The 18673-nt window shown below is 44.0% G+C and carries 22 protein-coding genes, 1 tRNA gene and 1 pseudogene; 15 read left to right on the top strand and 9 right to left on the bottom strand.

Going from position 1 to position 18673, the window contains the following annotated elements:
- Positions 1-61: 61 nt before the first annotated feature.
- The 5 genes from F6K63_RS19615 (at position 62) to F6K63_RS19595 (ending at position 4592) form a co-directional block, all read left to right on the top strand.
- Positions 62-208, top strand: a complete 147-nt coding sequence (locus F6K63_RS19615) for a hypothetical protein (RefSeq protein ID WP_008178041.1) — start codon at positions 62-64, stop codon at positions 206-208.
- 81 nt (positions 209-289) lie between these two features.
- Positions 290-1186: an ACP S-malonyltransferase gene (gene fabD / locus F6K63_RS19610; RefSeq protein ID WP_008178043.1), complete on the top strand. Its 897-nt coding sequence runs from the start codon at positions 290-292 to the stop codon at positions 1184-1186.
- Positions 1168-1392 (top strand): hypothetical protein, encoded by a 225-nt coding sequence (locus F6K63_RS19605; protein WP_287267422.1) that lies wholly within the window; start codon positions 1168-1170, stop codon positions 1390-1392. The genes fabD and F6K63_RS19605 overlap by 19 nt, the downstream gene beginning before the upstream one ends.
- Positions 1393-1973: 581 nt before the next feature.
- Positions 1974-2570 (top strand): hypothetical protein, encoded by a 597-nt coding sequence (locus tag F6K63_RS19600; protein ID WP_287312952.1) that lies wholly within the window; start codon positions 1974-1976, stop codon positions 2568-2570.
- A gap of 282 nt (positions 2571-2852) precedes the next feature.
- Positions 2853-4592, top strand: a complete 1740-nt coding sequence (locus F6K63_RS19595) for a DUF3685 domain-containing protein (RefSeq protein ID WP_287312951.1) — start codon at positions 2853-2855, stop codon at positions 4590-4592.
- Positions 4593-4718: 126 nt separating this feature from the next.
- On the opposite strand, the gene F6K63_RS19590 is transcribed toward F6K63_RS19595, so the two are convergent.
- Together F6K63_RS19590 and F6K63_RS19585 are read right to left on the bottom strand one after the other, a co-directional pair.
- A complete protein-coding gene (locus F6K63_RS19590; RefSeq protein WP_287312950.1) occupies positions 4719-5318 on the bottom strand; it encodes a hypothetical protein in 600 nt (199 codons plus the stop codon).
- Positions 5319-5470: 152 nt separating this feature from the next.
- Positions 5471-5614: a hypothetical protein gene (locus F6K63_RS19585; protein WP_158026830.1), complete on the bottom strand. Its 144-nt coding sequence runs from the start codon at positions 5612-5614 to the stop codon at positions 5471-5473.
- A gap of 164 nt (positions 5615-5778) precedes the next feature.
- Here F6K63_RS19585 and sbcC point away from each other — a divergent pair, with 164 nt between their 5' ends.
- Complete coding sequence (gene sbcC / locus F6K63_RS19580) at positions 5779-8799, top strand: exonuclease subunit SbcC (RefSeq protein ID WP_287312949.1); 3021 nt, start codon at positions 5779-5781, stop codon at positions 8797-8799.
- Here the strand turns inward: sbcC and F6K63_RS19575 are convergent.
- Both F6K63_RS19575 and F6K63_RS19570 read right to left on the bottom strand, forming a co-directional pair.
- Positions 8778-8933, bottom strand: a complete 156-nt coding sequence (locus tag F6K63_RS19575; RefSeq protein ID WP_287312948.1) for a hypothetical protein — start codon at positions 8931-8933, stop codon at positions 8778-8780. The genes sbcC and F6K63_RS19575 overlap by 22 nt on opposite strands.
- Before the next feature lie 214 nt (positions 8934-9147).
- Positions 9148-9567 carry a DUF29 family protein gene (locus F6K63_RS19570; RefSeq protein WP_008178053.1) on the bottom strand — a complete coding sequence of 140 codons (420 nt, stop codon included), beginning with the start codon at positions 9565-9567 and terminating at the stop codon, positions 9148-9150.
- A gap of 235 nt (positions 9568-9802) precedes the next feature.
- Between F6K63_RS19570 and F6K63_RS19565 the strand changes: the two genes are divergently transcribed.
- On the top strand, positions 9803-9970 hold the full coding sequence (locus tag F6K63_RS19565) for a hypothetical protein (RefSeq protein ID WP_287312947.1): 168 nt from the start codon (positions 9803-9805) through the stop codon (positions 9968-9970).
- A 382-nt stretch (positions 9971-10352) separates the two neighbouring features.
- On the opposite strand, the gene F6K63_RS19560 is transcribed toward F6K63_RS19565, so the two are convergent.
- The 3 genes and pseudogenes from F6K63_RS19560 to F6K63_RS19550 all read right to left on the bottom strand — a co-directional run bounded on the left by F6K63_RS19560 (position 10353) and on the right by F6K63_RS19550 (position 11558).
- Complete coding sequence (locus F6K63_RS19560) at positions 10353-11039, bottom strand: carbonic anhydrase (RefSeq protein WP_008178055.1); 687 nt, start codon at positions 11037-11039, stop codon at positions 10353-10355.
- Between the two features lie 292 nt (positions 11040-11331).
- Positions 11332-11520, bottom strand: a pseudogene (locus tag F6K63_RS37330) (hypothetical protein); the annotation flags it as partial.
- Positions 11472-11558, bottom strand: a tRNA-Ser gene (locus tag F6K63_RS19550). The gene F6K63_RS19550 and the pseudogene F6K63_RS37330, both read right to left, overlap by 49 nt.
- An 84-nt stretch (positions 11559-11642) precedes the next feature.
- On the opposite strand from F6K63_RS19550, the gene F6K63_RS19545 reads away from it, so the two are divergent.
- The 4 genes from F6K63_RS19545 to F6K63_RS19530 all read left to right on the top strand — a co-directional run bounded on the left by F6K63_RS19545 (position 11643) and on the right by F6K63_RS19530 (position 14443).
- The gene (locus F6K63_RS19545; RefSeq protein ID WP_008178059.1) at positions 11643-12011 is read left to right on the top strand and encodes a 2Fe-2S iron-sulfur cluster-binding protein; all 369 of its coding nucleotides are present in this window, start codon (positions 11643-11645) and stop codon (positions 12009-12011) included.
- A 76-nt stretch (positions 12012-12087) separates the two neighbouring features.
- Complete coding sequence (locus F6K63_RS19540; protein WP_229414242.1) at positions 12088-12558, top strand: thermonuclease family protein; 471 nt, start codon at positions 12088-12090, stop codon at positions 12556-12558.
- A 416-nt stretch (positions 12559-12974) separates the two neighbouring features.
- Positions 12975-13799, top strand: a complete 825-nt coding sequence (locus tag F6K63_RS19535; RefSeq protein WP_287312945.1) for an inositol monophosphatase family protein — start codon at positions 12975-12977, stop codon at positions 13797-13799.
- Positions 13800-14068: 269 nt separating this feature from the next.
- On the top strand, positions 14069-14443 hold the full coding sequence (locus tag F6K63_RS19530; protein ID WP_008178068.1) for a Nif11-like leader peptide family natural product precursor: 375 nt from the start codon (positions 14069-14071) through the stop codon (positions 14441-14443).
- Between the two features lie 135 nt (positions 14444-14578).
- Here the strand turns inward: F6K63_RS19530 and F6K63_RS19525 are convergent, their stop codons facing one another.
- Complete coding sequence (locus F6K63_RS19525) at positions 14579-15652, bottom strand: cyclic nucleotide-binding domain-containing protein (RefSeq protein ID WP_287312944.1); 1074 nt, start codon at positions 15650-15652, stop codon at positions 14579-14581.
- Between the two features lie 241 nt (positions 15653-15893).
- On the opposite strand from F6K63_RS19525, the gene F6K63_RS19520 reads away from it, so the two are divergent.
- Positions 15894-16157 (top strand): hypothetical protein, encoded by a 264-nt coding sequence (locus F6K63_RS19520; protein ID WP_287312943.1) that lies wholly within the window; start codon positions 15894-15896, stop codon positions 16155-16157.
- 186 nt (positions 16158-16343) lie between these two features.
- Here F6K63_RS19520 and F6K63_RS19515 read toward each other — a convergent pair whose 3' ends face one another.
- Positions 16344-17231 (bottom strand): Rpn family recombination-promoting nuclease/putative transposase, encoded by an 888-nt coding sequence (locus F6K63_RS19515; RefSeq protein ID WP_287312942.1) that lies wholly within the window; start codon positions 17229-17231, stop codon positions 16344-16346.
- Between the two features lie 71 nt (positions 17232-17302).
- Between F6K63_RS19515 and F6K63_RS19510 the strand changes: the two genes are divergently transcribed.
- The 3 genes from F6K63_RS19510 to F6K63_RS19500 all read left to right on the top strand — a co-directional run bounded on the left by F6K63_RS19510 (position 17303) and on the right by F6K63_RS19500 (position 18577).
- Positions 17303-17545: a hypothetical protein gene (locus F6K63_RS19510; protein ID WP_287312941.1), complete on the top strand. Its 243-nt coding sequence runs from the start codon at positions 17303-17305 to the stop codon at positions 17543-17545.
- A 493-nt stretch (positions 17546-18038) separates the two neighbouring features.
- Positions 18039-18161: a hypothetical protein gene (locus tag F6K63_RS19505; RefSeq protein WP_287312940.1), complete on the top strand. Its 123-nt coding sequence runs from the start codon at positions 18039-18041 to the stop codon at positions 18159-18161.
- A gap of 8 nt (positions 18162-18169) precedes the next feature.
- The gene (locus F6K63_RS19500) at positions 18170-18577 is read left to right on the top strand and encodes a hypothetical protein (protein WP_287312939.1); all 408 of its coding nucleotides are present in this window, start codon (positions 18170-18172) and stop codon (positions 18575-18577) included.
- Positions 18578-18673 lie beyond the last annotated feature (96 nt).

The raw sequence follows: 18673 nt of genomic DNA, 5'->3' as shown, positions 1-18673 counted from the left end.
TTGTGCTCAGTTTACCAGCCGCCTTATTCTACCGATATTATCCTCCAAGAATTTATTGCCCATGGTTCCAATCACCCAGATGTTGCCACCGTTTACCAAAGTATTGCTCTCCATCGGTAGCAATAAGCACCAGATAAATCAGGGTAAACCGGATCAACACTCAGCACTCAGCACTCAGCACTCAGCACTCAGCACTCAGGGCACCTGAGATAATTCAAATCCATAAGACCACCAAATTGTACAGCAATAGCAGATAATTGATTCTTGACGACCAATAAATAATTAATAAATGATAAAGACTGCATGGGTGTTTCCCGGACAAGGTTCTCAGGTACCAGGTATGGGAGTAGACTTATTAGACCTGCCCTCTGCAAAGGTTAAGTTTAAGCAAGCTGAGGAAATTTTAGGCTGGTCTGTCCTAGATATTTGTCAAGGGGAGTCCGATCAGTTATCTCAAACCCTCTACACTCAACCTGCCTTATACGTAGTTGAGAGTATCCTGGCTGATCTGCTCATGGAACAAGGGGAACGACCCCATCTACTAGCGGGTCACAGCTTGGGAGAATATGTTGCCCTCTACACTGCCAGGGTATTTAACTTTGAGGCAGGGCTACGCCTAGTCCAACATCGGGCTAAATTGATGGATAGTGCAACTGAAGGCATGATGGTTGCTCTGATTGGCTTCAAACGCCCAGAACTTGAAGAAAAAATCGAGCAGATACAGGATGTTGTTATTGCTAATGATAACAGTCCTGCTCAAGTGGTAATTTCAGGTAAACCAACAGCAGTTCAGGATTTGCTGAGTCAGATTAAAGTCAAACGGGCTGTTCCTCTAAAAGTGTCCGGTGCCTTTCATTCTCCCTTAATGGCTGAAGCAGCGGCTCAGTTCCAGGAACTCTTGCTGTCTGTCCCCTTTACTGACGCCCAGGTACCAGTATTATCGAATGTGGACCCTGTACCCACGGTCGAGGCAGCTACCTTAAAACATCAACTCCAGTCTCAAATTACTGGTTCAGTACGATGGCGAGAAATTTCTCTGAGGCTACCAGTGGAAGGAATTGAGAAAGTAGTGGAAGTCGGACCAGGTAAGGTGCTGACTGGCTTAATTAAACGGATGTGTCCGGAGTTAAGTTTAGAAAACGTTAATAGCATTGCTGATCTGCAGCAATGCTTAGCAGTAGGCTAACTCGAAGCCCTAACCTCGATCTGATTCATGTCTTGGATGGCGGCGCAATCCTATTTGACGCGCCGCTTTGGTGGAATTCGGCCAATAATTACCAAGGTGTAGGGATGGCAAGTGTGGCAAGTGTGGGGCGTGTGGCAAGTGTGGGGCGTGTGGCAAGTGTGGGGCGTGTGGCGAGATTTTTATTAAGGGTAATTATCCGGACATGATGTCAGGAGCGCGATGAAGCGTTCGCGTAGCGTGGCCTACGGCCTCAGCTTCCGCGCTTATGCGATCGCATATCGATCAAATCCAGAACCATTAGGTTTTTTTGAGTTTTTCAAACTTACCTAACATTCTTGATGCAGTCGCTTTTGAAATCATAAAAATATGAGAAAATGCAAAATCACAGAGTAAATAAGTAAGTCAGTTGACCTTCGATGGCTCGAAAAGGTCTCTGGATTGGTGGTCTCTAGACAAAAGATCAACCACTGTTTCCTTATGGCCACTAAACTGACTTGTGCTGAGTTACCCCTGACCAGTCTAACACCTTGACCCAAGGGGTTTCGGTTAGGGGAAATGTCAGCATTCAGCTTTCAGCATTCAGCTTTCAGCATTCAGCATTCAGCATTCAGCTTTCAGCATTCAGCTTTCAGCGACCACTGACCACTGACTACTGAAGGCTGTTCGCGCAGCGTGCGCGTAGCGCATATGCTTACTCAAACACTTGTACCTTACTAGCTTAAAAACCGCTATATTTTCTTAACCATATTCCTAAAACAAATCACTTTTATTACCAAAGGAGTTGCCGATGCTTGAAATAATGAGTATTCACAAAGCGGATGAAATCAGTCAAATAAAAAAACCAAAAAATGGAATAGTTTCTGGCAAAATGGAAATCACTATCAAAATTAACGAGTTACCGACAGCAAAAACGGTTAAAAACGGCTGGCAGGAATTTAGTGTTGATTGTGATGGCACGATTTTTACGATTAAGGTCAAACCTAAAGTTTGGAAAAAAATCACCACTGCTAATCAGATGTATTCCATGTGGGTGGCTGTTATTACTGGCAAACTGGGAGCCAAAATTAACAAAGGGTTTCGGGTAGAGCAACCAGGCATTCAAGTATTTGAGAAAAAACCCAAGGCACCGAAACCAGATAAAGCACAACTACAAGTACAAGCACAGGAACAACTACAAGTACAAGCACAGGAACAGCGACAGGAACAAGTACAAGCCCAATCACAGGAACAACTACAGGAGCAGCTAGCTCAATCACACGAACAGCTAGAAGCCCAATCACAGGAACAACTACAGGAGCAGCTACAGCAACAGCTAGCCCAATCACAGGAACAGCTACAGCAACAGCTAGCTCAATCACACGAACAGCTACAACCACAAGCCTAAGCAAAGACCAAGAATTGGGCGGTGAACTGATTTAATCTGAACAGTTATTATCAAATTTCGTTAATCGTTAATTGAGAATTAATAATTTTAAATTAACGATTAACAATTAACAATTAACAATTAACAATTAACAATTAACCTGGATTCCTGCTCCGGCGGGTCGGTTCGTCAGCCACCAAGCCAGAAAAGGTAATGTTATGCTAGCGTAAATGGCTAATTGTTCATAGAGTTCATTGGTTTACAGGCTTTAGCCATGAGCGATTTCCTATAGGCTATCTCCATATGAGCGATCGCATAACTCATATCCTTCTGATTGATGATGACCCAGTATTCCGATTGGGTCTCACGACTGCCTTGCAAGCCTTCGAGGAGCTGCTAGTTGTAGCTGAGGCTGATACTGGCACAGAAGCCCTATCAAGATTAGCGGCACTAGAGGCGACCAACTCCGTGGATGTGGCAATTTTGGAACTAGCTTTGGGTCCCCCTAATTCAAGTGAAGGGATAGCCTTATCAGGATTGCCACTGTGTCAGCGATTACAGCAGGAGTACCCTAACTTGCCAATCTTACTACTGACCAGGGAATCTAAACCCACCGTGCTAGCAGCAGCTCAAGCATTGGGTGTAAATGGGTACTGCCCCAAAGGAGTAGCGATCGCTACCATTCTTGAAGCCATTGGTCAAATTATTGAGGGTCAATCCTATTGGCAGACACTGTCTAACTTACCTACTATATCCTATAAAGGTGCAGGTTTTGCTCCCTGGTATCAACAGTGGCGTAACTCAGGATTCCAACAATTTGAAGCAGCTTTAGCCCAGGTCAATAGTCAGCTGCAAAATCCTCGTCTTTCCAATTGGGATTGGCTGTTTTGGACTGGACGCCGTCGAGAACTATTGGTAGCCCGTTGGCTGGCGGATCAGCTATTACCTGCTAGCATCATTCTGGTGGAACCGTCACGGGAGAGTTCCTTAGTTCCAATGCCTAAACCGGAAAGCTCACTGACTGTTGCGCCAAGGGCTCAATCCCAGCTTAGCCCTAAGGCACCACTAGTTGAGCGAACATTTGAGCGAACATTTGAGCGGACAATGGTAAAACTTCAATCCGGTTTATCCAACCTCTCTGGTGTTCCCCTAGAAATTGACATTCTCCAAGTAGAGAAAAGAGCAGAGTTACTTGGTTTAGTCTTCCAAACCTTTGAAGCACTTGTTGAAGATTTGCGCTTGTCTGAAGTAAAACTGGAACATTTACCTCAGAAGCAACAGCTGATTCTGAAAGATCTGTGGGAAGCATCAATCACAGATTTCTTCGGCAAGTATTATACCTTGTACACGGACAATACACAACTAGAAGTTGTCACTATTTTGCTGGGTAACTATCCCATCGTAAAAAAGGAAATTATTGATAAAATTCCTCTAGTTATTGACTTATTAGCTCATCGGCTATTTGAGAAATCATTAGTAATTGATAATGTCTCCTATCCTGCCCAGACCCCCGAAGCAATTCAACGGTCAGAATTTCTCCTGGACAATTTAATTATCCAAATTGCTAATGGGGTGATTCAACCGTTATTAAATCAATTGGCAGATGTAGAAGTTATTAAGGTAAATTTTTATCATAAAAATCTAATGTCATCCCGGGAAATAGCCCGATTTCGCAATAATCTATCCTGGCGATATCGCCAAGATAAACTATTTGGTGAGCCACAAGCAATTTTCGAGAGTCGATATGATTTATTTATCCTAACTGACACTGGCATTAAACAAACTAGTATCTATGCTCCCCGACGTCGAGAATTAGAAAAGTTGCGAGGTTTTCAGCTAGCTGTGACTTTAGCCTATGAGCTACGGGATGCTCTTTCTCCCCGTCTGCAAGCGGCTGTTACTTGGATTGGTAATGGCGTGGTGTATCTGTTGACCCAAGTCTTTGGTAGAAGTATTGGTCTAGTAGTTCGTGGTGTAATTCAGGGAATTGGTAGTAGCGTCCAAGAGGCCAGGTTTGGGAAAAATCCTGGACGTGGAAAATAGGGGAAGACAGGGAAGAGGGGAAAGTAAAAAAATACCATGACATCCGGCATTGGGACTGATTCAACCCTCCCCACCTAAACAATTTTAGAAAACAATTTTAGAAGCCCCTGCCTTTAGGCATAGGTTTCATGACTCATTCACAGCCACACCATTTTTGCCATTACTCTGAGTATGCTCTACTACCTCCGAGCCTAGAGGATTAGCTTTATGCTGAGATGGTGGCAAAGCGGGAGCTAATATTTCCCAAGCCTCTTTGGCAATGGGCAAATACTGATCGTGAGCTGCTTTGGCTTCAGCAAATTTTGTTAAGGTTTTGGCAAAATTTCTATCCGTTGCCAGTTTCATATGTTCCGGTGTCAGGGGGTCTGGGGAAAATAAGGCTTCGATCACTGGCCGTAATTCCACCGCTTGTTGGTAAGCTTGTTCCAAGTTGACCCTTAAACTTGCTAAAGATGCGATCGCTTTTACTGACTGAATAATCTCTGCTTCCTCACCCTCTGTACTACCGGTAGCTAGTGGCTCAACTAAAATCAAATCTTCCGCACTCAAGCCATCGGCAAAGCTATCCTCATTGACCGTAGTGTCTTCTGAGTCTTCCATGCGCCGTTGAATCTCTTCTAGGGCTTTGGCTCTGTTTTTGGCATTGTCGGTTCTGCCGGGGACTTCAACGATGAAGCCGAGTTCCTTTAAATCCTTAGTTGTATATTGCACCGTAGCTTTTGACATAATGTTTACCCTAGTTTCGGTATCCGATTAAATTCATCCTACTTAGATTAATAGTACGCCTGATCGAGTTCCCCATGGAACATGGTTACCTCCAAATCAGCTCTCAGCTCTCAGCTCTCAGCTCTGAGCTCTGAGCTCTGAGCTCTCAGCTCTCAGCTCTCAGCCATTGGCCAACGGCTGACGGCTGACGGCTGACGGCTGACGGCTGACGGCTGACGGCTTACCACTGACCACTGACCACTGACCACTGACCACTGACCACTGACCACTGACTGCTGATAGCTGACCGCTGACAACTGACGGTCTAGCTAATAATTTTTGCTTACTGAGTATTTATTAACTTTTGTAAAAATGAGTGTTCAAGACCTAGAAAACTGATATATACGTCGTTAAACTATGCAAAGTGTGTGTTTATACTGATGCGTGAAAGTATTAACGGTGTGAGGCTTGTGGAACCTAGATGATTCCGATCCAACTAACTCTAAAAAACTTCCTCAGCTACCGCGACGCCACTCTAGACTTTCGGGGTCTTCACACTGCCTGTATTTGTGGTCAGAATGGAGCCGGGAAATCGTCCCTGCTAGAAGCCATTACCTGGGCGATTTGGGGACAAAGCCGTGTTGCTTCGGAAAACGATATCATCCATACTGGGGCGAAGGAAGTCCGAGTTGACTTTATTTTTCAAAATAATCAACAAACCCATCGAATTATTCGGACTCGCCACCGAAAACAGGGGAGTTCCCTAGAGTTTCAAGTGGAAACACCAAATGGTTTTAAGTCTTTAACCCAGAAAGGAGTACGAGCAACTCAATTATTAATAATAGCGAATCTGAAGCTAGATTACGATACCTTTATCAACTCCTCTTACCTGCGTCAAGGTCGAGCTGATGAGTTTATGGTCAGGCGTCCCAGTGAACGGAAACAAATTCTGGCAGATTTGCTCAAACTAGACCAATACGAAAAATTGGCAGACCAGGCCAAGGATTTGTCAAAGCAGTTGAAAGGTCAAGTAGAACAGCTAGAGCAAAGTTTGCAGGGTATTAAGGAACAACTGGGAGAACGGGATGCGATCGCACAGGAAACAGCTACCCTGGAAACTGCCTTACACCAGCTGCAACAAGACCAAGACCAAGACGCCCAACAACTCAAAAAACTACAAGCGATCGGACATCAGCGGAATAGCTGGGAACAACAGCTGAACTTTGTTAGGACACAATATCTCAATCTCACTCAAGATTGCGATCGCATACAACAAGACATTGCTACTGCTGTTGCTCAACAACAACAACTTTCTGAACTACTCTCTCAAGACCAACAAATTACTGCTGGTTATGCCGAATACCTCCAGCTACAAGAACTTGAAGAAAGTCTTGCCGCCAAATTACAGACTTATCAGAAAGCGCAACAGCAACGACAACAACTCCAACAGCAGCTCGATCAACAAATTAATCAACTTAATCTGCAAATCCGTGATATCCAAGCTCAACTAGAAGCCTTGGGTACTCAAGAGCAAGAGATTCAAGATACCCTCTCCCGTTCAGGGCAAGTGGCTACAGCCCTCGCACAACTTAAGCAAGTTCGTGAACGGCTCAAGCAGCTAGATAATTTACAACTAGAAGTCTCTCCCTTGTTGCAACGTCGTGGGTCTATCCAAAGCGAACTTGACCGGGTTCAAGCCAGACTCAGTGCCAAATTAGAAGAACTGGTTTCTTCTGAAAAACAGTTATCCCAGCAAGTAGCAACAACACCTCAGCTGAGACAGGCCGCACTGCAGTTAGAGGCTGAACTTGGGGAATTAGAGAAAAAGCGGGTCTACCTGTCTCGGTTACAGGACAAAGGACTAGAACGTCGAGGCTTTCGAGAACGCCTCCACGAAAACCAACGTCGCTATGAAAAATTACTGGGGGAACTGACCCAAAAAATCCAATTGCTGCAAGTTCAGAACGCGGTTTGTCCCTTATGCGAGCAGCCTCTAGATGCAGCCCATTCTGACCGGGTGATTCAGAAAACTACTGCTGAGCACAAGGATGTTCAAGATCAATTCTGGGTAGTACGAGAGCAGCTAACAGTTTGTGAACGAGAACTTCAGGTGTTGCGCCATGAATACTCCCAAATTTCCAAACAACTCTCTCCTTATGAAGAGTTGCTAGAACAACGGGGACAACTAGCAGCACAACTAGAAGCCACTGACGAAGTTTACGACCGACTCTATGAAGTATCAGAGGAAAAGAAAGAACTGCAACAATCCCTTAGTATTCCTGGTTATGGGGTAGAATTACACGAAGAACTCAGGCAACTCGACCTCCGAATCCAACAGCTCAACTACGATGAACAAACCCATGCTCTAGCACGGGGGGAAGTAGACCGCTGGCGCTGGGCTGAAATCCACTCGGCTAAGCTAGAAGAAGCAAGGCGGCGTCAGAAAAAAATTGATGCCCAGAAACCACAGCTGCTTCGAAAGCTGGATACTCTTCAAGCCTCAGTGCATCAGTTACAAACCAATTCCCCGTTGAAGCAGCAATTGGATCAGCTGGATCGATACATAGCTGAGATTGGCTATAACTTGGATGCTCATAATCAGGTTAGAGCCTCGTTGCGTCAAGCCCAATCTTGGCAACTGCCTTATCAGGAATTACAAACTGCCCAAGAGCAACAGCCCCAAGTCGGTCAACGCTTGGCAAGCCTAACTCAAACCCTCCAGAGCAGACGCTCTAATCTCAAGGAGGTTAATACACAAATTGAGGACATTGTCAAGCAAATGGAACAAAGTCCTGATGTCACTAGAGACCTCCAAGCTTTAGAACAGGGGATGAAGCAGCGCCGACAGCAAATGGATAAACAACTATCCCAGCAGGGGCGTCTCCAACAACGGTTGCAGCAACTGGAATCCCTGCAAAGTCAGTATCAACAGCAACTCGAAAAGCTCCAACAACTCCAGCGGCAATATCGGGTGTATCAGGAATTAGCGATCGCATTTGGCAAAAATGGCATCCAGGCTCTAATGATAGAGAATATTTTGCCTCAACTAGAAGCCCAAAGCAATCAAATTTTGGCTAGACTGACTGGGAATCAGTTACACATCCAAATTGTGACCCAAAAGGCCGGGAGTCGGTCTTCTAAGAAAAAAACTAAGCTGATTGATACCTTAGATATTTTAATTGCTGATGCCACTGGTACTCGACCTTATGAAACCTATTCCGGTGGTGAAGCATTTCGGATTAATTTTGCCATTCGTCTGGCATTAGCACAACTGTTGGCCCAACGCTCAGGAACATCGTTGCAAATGTTGATTGTGGATGAGGGGTTTGGCACCCAAGATGCCGAGGGGTGTGAGCGATTGATTGCAGCAATTAATGCGATCGCATCCGATTTTGCTTGTATTCTAACCGTGACTCATATGCCTCAGTTTAAAGAAGCCTTTCAGACCAGGATTGAAGTATCTAAGACATCCCTTGGCTCTCAGTTAAGTTTGACCATGTGATCAATGCTAATATTTGTAGCAAAGGGAGTCGGGAGTCGGGAGTCGGGAGTCGGGAGTCGGGAATAGGGAATAGGGAATAGGGCATCAATAATTATAACAATTCCTACATGGATTGCTAATAACTGATATAGCACTACGCATTAAAGTTAGGACATTGATACAAGTAGCAAAAGCTGTTCTAGTAAGCTATTGCCTATTGCCTATTGCCTCTTGCCTTCCCCTCCTGGGAGGGGTTAGGGGTGGGTTCCTCTTGCCTATTGCCTATTGCCTCTTGCCTAGCGCTATAGCTAATAACTGATTGCTGACGGCTGTTCGCGTAGCGTGCGCGTAGCGCTTAAGCTGATAGCCCTACAAAATCAAATCCATTGCTGTTTTTATAATTTCCTCGCGCTCCACCATTTTAGCAATTTCTTCAGCTTCATAAGTTCCTTGAAATGCTTCTAATGAGGCTCGATCTAGAGCGGATTCATAGGCATCTTCTAAAGTTTCTAATAATTCCTCTTCGGTTAGATAAGTTCCTTTAGCCTTGTGGCGCTTATTAGTCCGTTGAATTTGTTTAACCGCATTGCGGATTGATACTTCCCAAGATTTAGTCGTTCGTTTCTCAGCAGCTTTTTTAATTAGATGTAACAGCAGAATAATTCCGTAACTAAATAGTTTATTCAGTTTATCCGATTTGCTCATCTCCTCCAATTCTTCAATCAGTTCCAGGGCTTCAGGGATTTTGCCTTCGTAGAGCAATTCCTTTAGAGTCATTAATTCTTCCATTGGCTATTATTCCTCCGCTTTTAAATTGACCCGTCGCGACTAATACTGGAATAACCAAAGATAGTTTGTAAGCATTCAGCTAATGCGCTACGCGCACGCTACGCGAACAGCCGTCAGCCGTCAGCTCATCAACGGGAGGTAGTAAACAAGCTGGGGGGTGCTGGTACGGCTGCTTGAAAATCCCTGCTCGTTTTACTCAGCTGATAGCTGATAGCTGAGAGCGGAATACTTACTTATGAACTACATTCAATTCCCGACTCCCGACTCCCAACTCCCGATTTCCAACTCCCGATTCCCGACTCCCGATTCCCGACTCCCGATTCCCGATTCCCGATTCCCTACTCCCCTTAACCCATTACCCATTACCAAAATAACCGTAAAATTGCCCAATGTCTCCAATTAGGCTATTCAACTAATTCCGCAATTGTACGGTTATTTTAATCTTGAAATAGCTTCTACTATAGTAATATCTCAACCAAAATCCCGGCAGTATAGAGGCTGTTATAAACGAGCTAGTTTCGGGTCTTTTGTTGACTAACGTTAGAAAGACGGTAGGACGATAACTAGTCCAACGGGAATCAACTATCAGGGCATCTACACATAGGGTTGCAAAAAGGTTGTTGTAAACTAAGAAGCTGATTTAACTGTTGGCTGTAAACTGTTGACGACTTACTGACAACAGTTTACCACAGGCTAAGAGTACAAATGACGCTAATTGGATTATAGCACCTCTAATCAGGGTTGCATCTACTTTTTTTCTGGTTTATTATTACTTAGTTTAGAGTTTATTCCGGAGAACCTTTATAAATTCTTGCTTGCTGCTGAGGTGTTATCCATGCTCCTCTTGAAAACTGGGTTTGAGGGGGTAAAAACTGCTTTTGCAGTGGACTATATTCCAGAACCTCTCCCGTTTCTATCTTATAGACCCAGCCATGAAGCCGAATTTCCTCACTTCTGAGTCGAGATTGAATAACTGGGTAAGTACGTAAATTTTGTAGTTGGTTAAGGACGTTTTCCTCCACCGCCCCATTCAGGAGTTCATCACCTTCATAGTCTTGATAGTGTTCTTTGATAATCCGGCGAGTGGCTTCGGCATGCTTGAGCCATTGGTAAACGGCTGGCATGTCCTCTTCTAGCTTGTCGATTTTCAGTAAACCTTTCATCGCTCCACAGCGATAGTGACCGCATACGACAATTTCATTAATGCCTAAGGCATAAATAGCATACTCTACTGCTGCTGGTTCACCCCCATTACTTGCTCCATAAGGCGGTATGATATTCCCGGCATTGCGGATGATGAACATTTCACCAGGCTCAGTTTGAGTAATCAGACTCGGGTCAATGCGAGAATCTGAACAGGTGATGAATAGTACTCTGGGATGCTGCCCGTGAGACAGTAACTCAAATAGGTCTCGGTGGGTCTCGAAGTAATTGGTCTGGAATTGATGCAGACCTTGAATCAACTGCTTCATTTCAGGCTTACAGCTAGATGCTCTATAATTGGGATCTTCAATAATTTTATAGGCAATAGCGGTCTTAAATGACTTTTAGGTTTGTATTTCGGTAAGCATTCAGCATTCAGCATTCAGCATTCAGCATTCAGCATTCAGCATTCAGCTATCAGTTATCAGCTATCAGCTATCAGCTTATGCGCGTAGGGCATAGGCTTACCAGGTAAGTATTGGTTTAATCTCTGTTAGGTCTGCTGACCGCTGACCGCTGACCGCTGAATGCTGACCGCTGACCGCTGACCGCTGAATGCTGACCGCTGACCGCTGACCGCTGAATGCTGACCGCTGACCGCTGACCGCTGAATGCTGACCGCTGACCGCTGACCGCTGAATGCTGACCGCTGACCGCTGAATGCTCACGCCAGCATACTGATAGTATTGATTGAATTGCTACGGAGAGGGAGGGATTCGAACCCTCGTTAAAGTTGCCCCTAAACAGCATTTCCAGTGCTGCGCCTTCAACCACTCGGCCACCTCTCCAGGTAAAGTATTCAGTTAGAGCTTTGAATCTTTTTCAACTCATCGCCCGATTTCTGATTATACAGAAAATTATATAGGAAGTCAATGACTCAATCGTACACCATTCAGATTCATAATCGCCAAACTGGTGCTAAGCACAAGGTAAACGTGCCAACTGACCGCTATATCTTGCATTCCGCAGAAAACCAGGGTGTGGAGCTACCCTTTGCCTGCCGCAATGGAGCTTGTACCACTTGCGCAGTGCGAGTGTTGGCTGGAAAAGTCTACCAACCGGAAGCCATGGGACTATCTCCACAATTGCGGGAACAAGGCTATGCTCTATTGTGTGTGAGTTATCCCCGGTCAGACCTAGAGGTAGAGACTCAGGATGAAGATGAAGTGTATGAACTTCAGTTCGGTCGATATTTTGCTAAAGGTAAGGTTCGGTTTGGGCTGCCACTGGATGAGGATTAGGAAACTAGCCAAGCAGAGGTACAGTAGAGCGGGGAGCCTCCTTAGTTGCTTTCTGCTCTTGCTCGGGGGATGCCAATTGACAAATGTCCCCAACCAGATTGAAGCTCAAGTGCAAAAGGTGATCAGTGGACACACGGTGGATGTGTTGATCACCAATCAAGATCCACCATTAATGGCAAGAATCCGGATGATTGGTATTCAGGCACCAAGCTGGAAACAAAAGCCTTGGGGAGATCAGGCAAAAACCTGCTTAAAGAAGATCCTCAGTGAAACTAGTGATCAACAATCGGTTATTTTGGAGCTGGATGTCGAGGAAAAAGACCGCTATAGCCGCTGGTTAGCCTATGTATGGCTAGATGGTGTGTTGGTCAATGAGCAGTTGGTAGCTCAGGGCTGTGCCTTAGCTTCACCCCTAGTTCCTAATAACAAATATGATGATAAAATAGCCCATGCTCAAGAATATGCCAGAATTATGGGCTATGGGATTTGGAACCCAGATCAGCCTTTGCGCTTGACACCAGCAGAATTTCGCCGTCAAAATCCTTAGTGGTTATTAGTTATTAGTCATCAGCTATCAGCCATCAGTTATCAGCTATCAGCTATCAGCTATCAGCAATTAGCTATCAGCTATCAGTTATCAGCTATCAGTTATCAGCCTATGGGCTACTTGCAATCAGTACTTTTGAATAAAATAAGCTGACCGCTGACCGCTGACTGCTGATGGCCATGCTAGTTAAGGTACTTTTGAATAAAATAAGCTGACAGCTGACCGCTGACTGCTTACGGCTGATGGCCAAGCTAGTTGAGTTACTTTTGAATAAAATAAGCTGACAGCTGACCGCTGACTGCTTACGGCTGATGGCCAAGCTAGTTGAGTTACTTTTGAATAAAATAAGCTGAGCGCTGACCGCTGACTGCTGACTGCTTACCGAATTAATTCATAAACTACAGGTTATCTGCTCAATGACAGAACATACCTCCGAACAACTACAAACTTTCCTTGATATTGCCGCTAAAGCTGCCACTGCTGCTGGTGATGTTTTGAAAACTTACTGGGGCAATCTCAAAACTGTAGAAGAGAAAGGTCGTCCTGGAGATTTAGTCACTGCAGCTGATAAAGAAGCAGAAGCAGTAGTCTTAGATATACTCAAAAACGATGTGCCAGACCATTCGATTCTCGCAGAAGAATCCGGTCAACTGGGAGACAATGAAAGTAAATACCTATGGGCGATTGACCCCCTGGATGGTACTACTAATTATGCCCATCAATACCCCATTGCTGCTACCTCTGTGGGGTTGTTGATTGACGGCAAGCCTCAGGTGGGAGCAGTATATAATCCCTTTCGGGATGAGTTATTGTGCGCAGCTGTGGGCTTGGGCGCAACCTGCAATGGTCAACCAATCCAGGTTTCCCAAGTCTCTGAGCTGGGTAAGAGCTTGTTAGTGACTGGATTTGCCTATGACCGGCGGCAGACTTCTGATAATAACTATGCTGAGTTCTGTTACCTGACTCATCTGACTCAGGGAGTTCGCCGTAGTGGTTCTGCATCCATCGATTTGTGTGATGTTGCTACTGGACGATTAGATGGCTATTGGGAACGAGGGCTTTCTCCTTGGGATGTAGCTGCTGGTATCGTTATCCTAGAGGAAGCTGGTGGTAAAGTTACTGCTTATGATGGCAGTCCTATTGATATTAATTCTGGGCGGATTCTGGCAACTAATGCCAAGATTCACGACAGTCTCAGTGCTGCCTTGTTAGAGACACCACCTTTATCTTCTTGGAAATAAAATAGTAAGCATTAAGCTATCAGTTTTTAGCGATCAGCGATCAGCGATCAGTTTTTAGATATCAGTTTTTAGATATCAGTTTTTAGCTATCAGCTATCAGTTTTCAGCCATTCGCGTAGCGTGGCCAACGGCCAAGGCCAACGGCTGACGGCTGACGGCTGACGGCTGACCACTGACCGCTGACCGCTGACTAATTATTTATAATAATAGATGTAAACTCGATTAACTGGCGTCCATGAGTGACGCATTTTTTATAGCTAATATCTACAATGTCTACAATCTCTACAGAAAATGTTGCTCAATTTTTCCATGCTATTTCTCTACAAGAAGATTTAAAACAGCAGCTAATAGCTACTAGAAATCCAGAAGAGGTAGTTAAGGTAGCACAGGATTACGATTTTAAGTTTACCGTAGCTGACTGGCAACAGTTTATCCAGGGGCATCACTCTAGTCAGCCTACCAGTGATACTTTTAAAAATGAAATAATAGGATTAGATGTTACTGAAGAACAGTTAGATGCTTGGTGGAAATTTGCTTGGGAAACAGGAGATATCAATCTGATCGGGTGGGTTTATGATAAGAGAGATGCTATCACTTGGGTGCAATTGCTAGATGAGTTTAAAGTAATTAAAAAAGACGATTAATTGTCAGCTATCAGCGGTCAGCGGTCAGCGGTCAGCGGTCAGCGGTCAGCGGTCAGCCTTCAGCGGTCAGTGGTCAGTGGTCAGCGGTCAGTGGTCAGCGGTCAGGCTGAAAACTGATAGCTGATAGCTGATCGCTTAAGATTCAATCACTCCATTAATCAGTAACGCTGCTTTAGTTTTGTCTAAAATAACTTTTTCATAGGTTTTGATCGACTCGTTATGAATGGGTGTAGCCATGAACCTATATTGACTGGACGTTGTTAGTTCATCAATCTTCAGGTGAGTCGCCATCGGGTCTTCTATCTGATACTCTTTCTCGAAGTAAAGTAAGCTAATTGTGGTCAGGTGTATTCGATCAGCAATAGCAGCAGCAAGCAATCGATAAAAACGAGCTGCAAAACGGGGGTCTTTCTCTAGTTTATGGGTTAATTTAGCTCGATCAATTGACCACACAATGGAGTCTTCTAAAGCTTTAACTGTAGCGGAAGGGGGATGATCTTTCACAAAAGACATTTCTCCGACTACTTCACCGTTGGATAATCGAGCAATTTCCCGACTTTTCCAAGCTTCAACGGAAACGGTTAAGATGCCATCTAGGACAATGTAGAGTGCATTGATAGATTCTCCTTCATGAATCAAGACATGACCAGCTGGAATTTCTTTACTGCCTAACCATATACTGCTCAGGGTTCCAGTTAATAATGGCTCACCACTTTTGGCAGCAAAAACCCAGGCTGGACTGGTTTCTCCACCTTTGGATGTTATCTGGTAATCCATGATGGTGAATTCATCAGTTTTTTCGTGATTGATATTTTTCCTGAGATTTAATTCTGTGCCAAGGTTGAACTCAATTTGATGGGAAGTAGGGTCTAAACCCATGGACATCTTATTGTCATGGTGAATTTGACTACCTTGCTTTGACCTTCGCTTTTTCTCTATGGAAACTTTAAAATCATCATTGAAACCACGGTGATAATAGGGAAGTTTGCCATTGGTTAAGTTCAGCCTTAGCTCTCCACCGGTTAGCCCAAGTTTGATGCTACCACCCGGTAGTTCTAAAAATTGATCATGAAAGTTTATAGTTAAGAATAGGTCAATTTTATCTGGCTGAACGATAGTCCCCTCTAATTTCATTAACAGGCAATCTTCGTATTTATTCTCAATTTCAATAGTTTCTAGTTCTTTTGGCAAATCCTGCGTTATTACCATGCCAGTTGAAATTGGAATTATGAAGTTACTTTGATTAAAATCTAACATGATAATTTATATATTTTTAATCTATGTTGATCAGAAATTAAGATTTACAAAAGCTATAATAATCCTCGATTTATTCCGAGAAATTACTGAATTAGTAAGCGGTCAGCTGTCAGCGGTCAGTGGTCAGTGGTCAGCTTTCCGTAACTCAGATTAAACCAATGCTTACCTATTTTAGGCGTTGCTGAATAATAGAATGATTTTAAGAGTAGGTGCGCGCCTCCAAGGGCGCGAGGGATTGCTCGCGCCCTTGGGTCACACCTGTAGAATGGGCATCTTGGTGGAACGGGCATCTTGGTGGAACGGGCATCTTGGTGGAACGGGCATCTTGGTGGAACGGGCATCTTGGTGGAACGGGCATCTTGGTGGAACGGGCATCTTGGTGGAACGGGCATCTTGCCCGTTATCAATATCTGGTCGAGCGGGCAGGATGCCCACTCTACTGCTATTCATTACTTGACTGACGCAACGCCAAAAGCCAAGCTAGCTAGCCACAGTTAATCCTGGTGGGCAAGGTGATTGGTCAACCCAAGCGCTCCAACCAATTTATCTCCCCTTGCCCACCCTACAAAACTGGCTAATGCTAAAAATTAATTCTAAATTCTTCATTCTAAATTCTTCATTAGTCTATTGCCTTTTGACTTGTTCAGCGAAGCTTCCTAATTTCCTCTACAGGTATGCCAGTAGTTTGGCTAATCGTTTCATCATCCAAAAGAGGCAGAAGTTGGCGTGCAATTGTTTGGGCTTTTTCTTTCTCCCCTTCTTCTCTCCCTTGTTTCATTCCTTCTTCTATTCCTTGTTTCATTCCTTTTTCTCTCCCTTGTTTCTCAGCAAAAAGAATCAGCCCTTGTTGGTCATGAATAAACATTTCTCGTTTTCCTAGTTCGTCTAACTCCTTCCTGGTTAAATTCGCCTGAGACGCAATGCCAAATGCCTGTTGAAACTCTGGGAGTTGTGCCATTTTATCTGGGACTGTATCTAAAGAAGGGGCATTTTTTAAAAAATACATCCACAACTCATCCAAGTCTTCTAACTCCTCCAACTGTTTCTCAAATTTCGGTAACTCTACAAACAATAATTGTAAGTAATTTTCTACGTAGCTGATGTTGGTACTTTTTTCTCGGAACTCAAAATGATTAATTACCTGATTATTCTCAGGAAACATAATAAAATCGGTAATGGTCAGAGCAATCACTGGTTTGAGAGAACGGTAGCCTTCCCCTTGACCTAATTGTAGTGAGTAAGCTTTAGCTGCGTTATACAAAACTCGACGAGCAAAAGACTCTACCTGCAAAACCTGCATTTCAATAATCACTAGAGAACCATCCCTCAGTTTAGCTTTCACATCCAGGAAAGAGTCTTTGAGGATTGGCAGAGGAGAAGACTGATAAGGATCAATAATTTCCAAATCTTGGATGAGAGGTTGATTGTGATAGACAAGAGCATTGAGGAAGCTAATCAGAATCGGCTTACTTTCCTGGGAGGCAAAGATTTTTTTAAAGGCAAAGTCGGTTTTGGGGCTGATGAATTTCATGGCTGATATTGGGCTGAGGGTGCCTTTACTAAAACAAGTAGTAGACTACAACTATAGCAATTATAAGACTTGTGAGGTACAAATATCTAGGTTTTAGGGAGCAGGGAGCAGCGATGCAGCGCGGTCTTGGGGGTTTCCCCCATGAGCGACTGCATCAAGACGGGAGCAGGGAGCAGGGAGCAGGTAAGAGAGAAGAGGGAAGAGGGAAAAAAATCCTGTTGAGCTTACACTCCCCATCTCCCCACCCTTCCCACACTTACTTTCTTTTTGGCAACTATGATATCGACCCTACTCCTCCTCTTCTTCTTCCCTGAGCCAACGCCAAATCAACACGCAAAGATTCAACACTATGATTAGGTTTGCATCAAGGAATAAAGCTAGTAACTCCACAACGAACTCTATTAATAGCCAACGTTTTCGGTTGCGATTAGTCTTCTTGGTCATAGTCATTATTTTCAAGTGAAATGGTTAGTAAGCATTCAGCCGTCAGCCGTCAGCCTTGGCCAAACACGCTACGCGAATGGCTGATAGCTGATAGCTGATAGCTTAAAATGCTTCTGACCTCTAATCTATTGACTAAAAAAATCGGTGTATAGGAGTTTTATATAAAAAACTTTGATGGTATTTACTGGAAAATATACCTAAATAAAAATAGGGATTATAACTATAAAGTAATAAACTAAAATATCCTAAAATAAAAACAAATAAAAATTGCTGTTCACCTAACACAAATCGAAATCTACATGGCAGAATTTAGGTAAGCATTCAGCGGTCAGCCATCAGCTATCAGCTATCAGCTAATGCGCTATGCGCACGCTACGCGAACAGCTTATGGGAGTTAAGTATCACAGGCTGGAAGCCTGTTCTACCCTGTTCCCTGCTCCCTACTCCCTACTCCCTACTCCCTGCTGCCTGCTCCCTTTCTTATGAAAAATACCATGATCAACCAACAATCTCAACAACAACAGTTCCTTGAATACATCGCTGACCAGATTTTCTCTATAAATAGCTCTGAAACCCAAAAACTATGCTTTATACTGCGTTTTAGTCCTGAAAACCGACAAGAATGGAATGTGGAGATTGCTCGCCAAATGAAACAAAAACTGGGAGGGTTTAATGAACCGAGTATTAATACTACCATTAGCGAAGTACTGGAAAAGCTGAAAAAGCAGTTTGGGGAGGAAATGAATAAAAATGGGGTAAATTGGGATAATAAACGAGGAAGACCAGCGGATGACAAACAATCTCCTTGGCGAATTGCTTATGGCTGGTTATGGGATCAGAAATTTCCTTACTGGCAAATGGATGGGCTTTGCTGGGGGGGCGACATGAGAGCTAAAAAGTAGACTGTATAAGCTTCATAGCTCTCATACCTCGTAAATAATGATCGAGCTTATGACGACTTAAATGCATCAAATTTTCAACTAATCCCCAACATTTAT

Source organism: Moorena sp. SIO1G6 (assembly GCF_010672795.1).
GTDB lineage: Bacteria > Cyanobacteriota > Cyanobacteriia > Cyanobacteriales > Coleofasciculaceae > Moorena > Moorena producens.
Note: the sequence above shows the minus strand (reverse complement) of the source record. Positions and strands in the feature narration are given on the sequence as shown.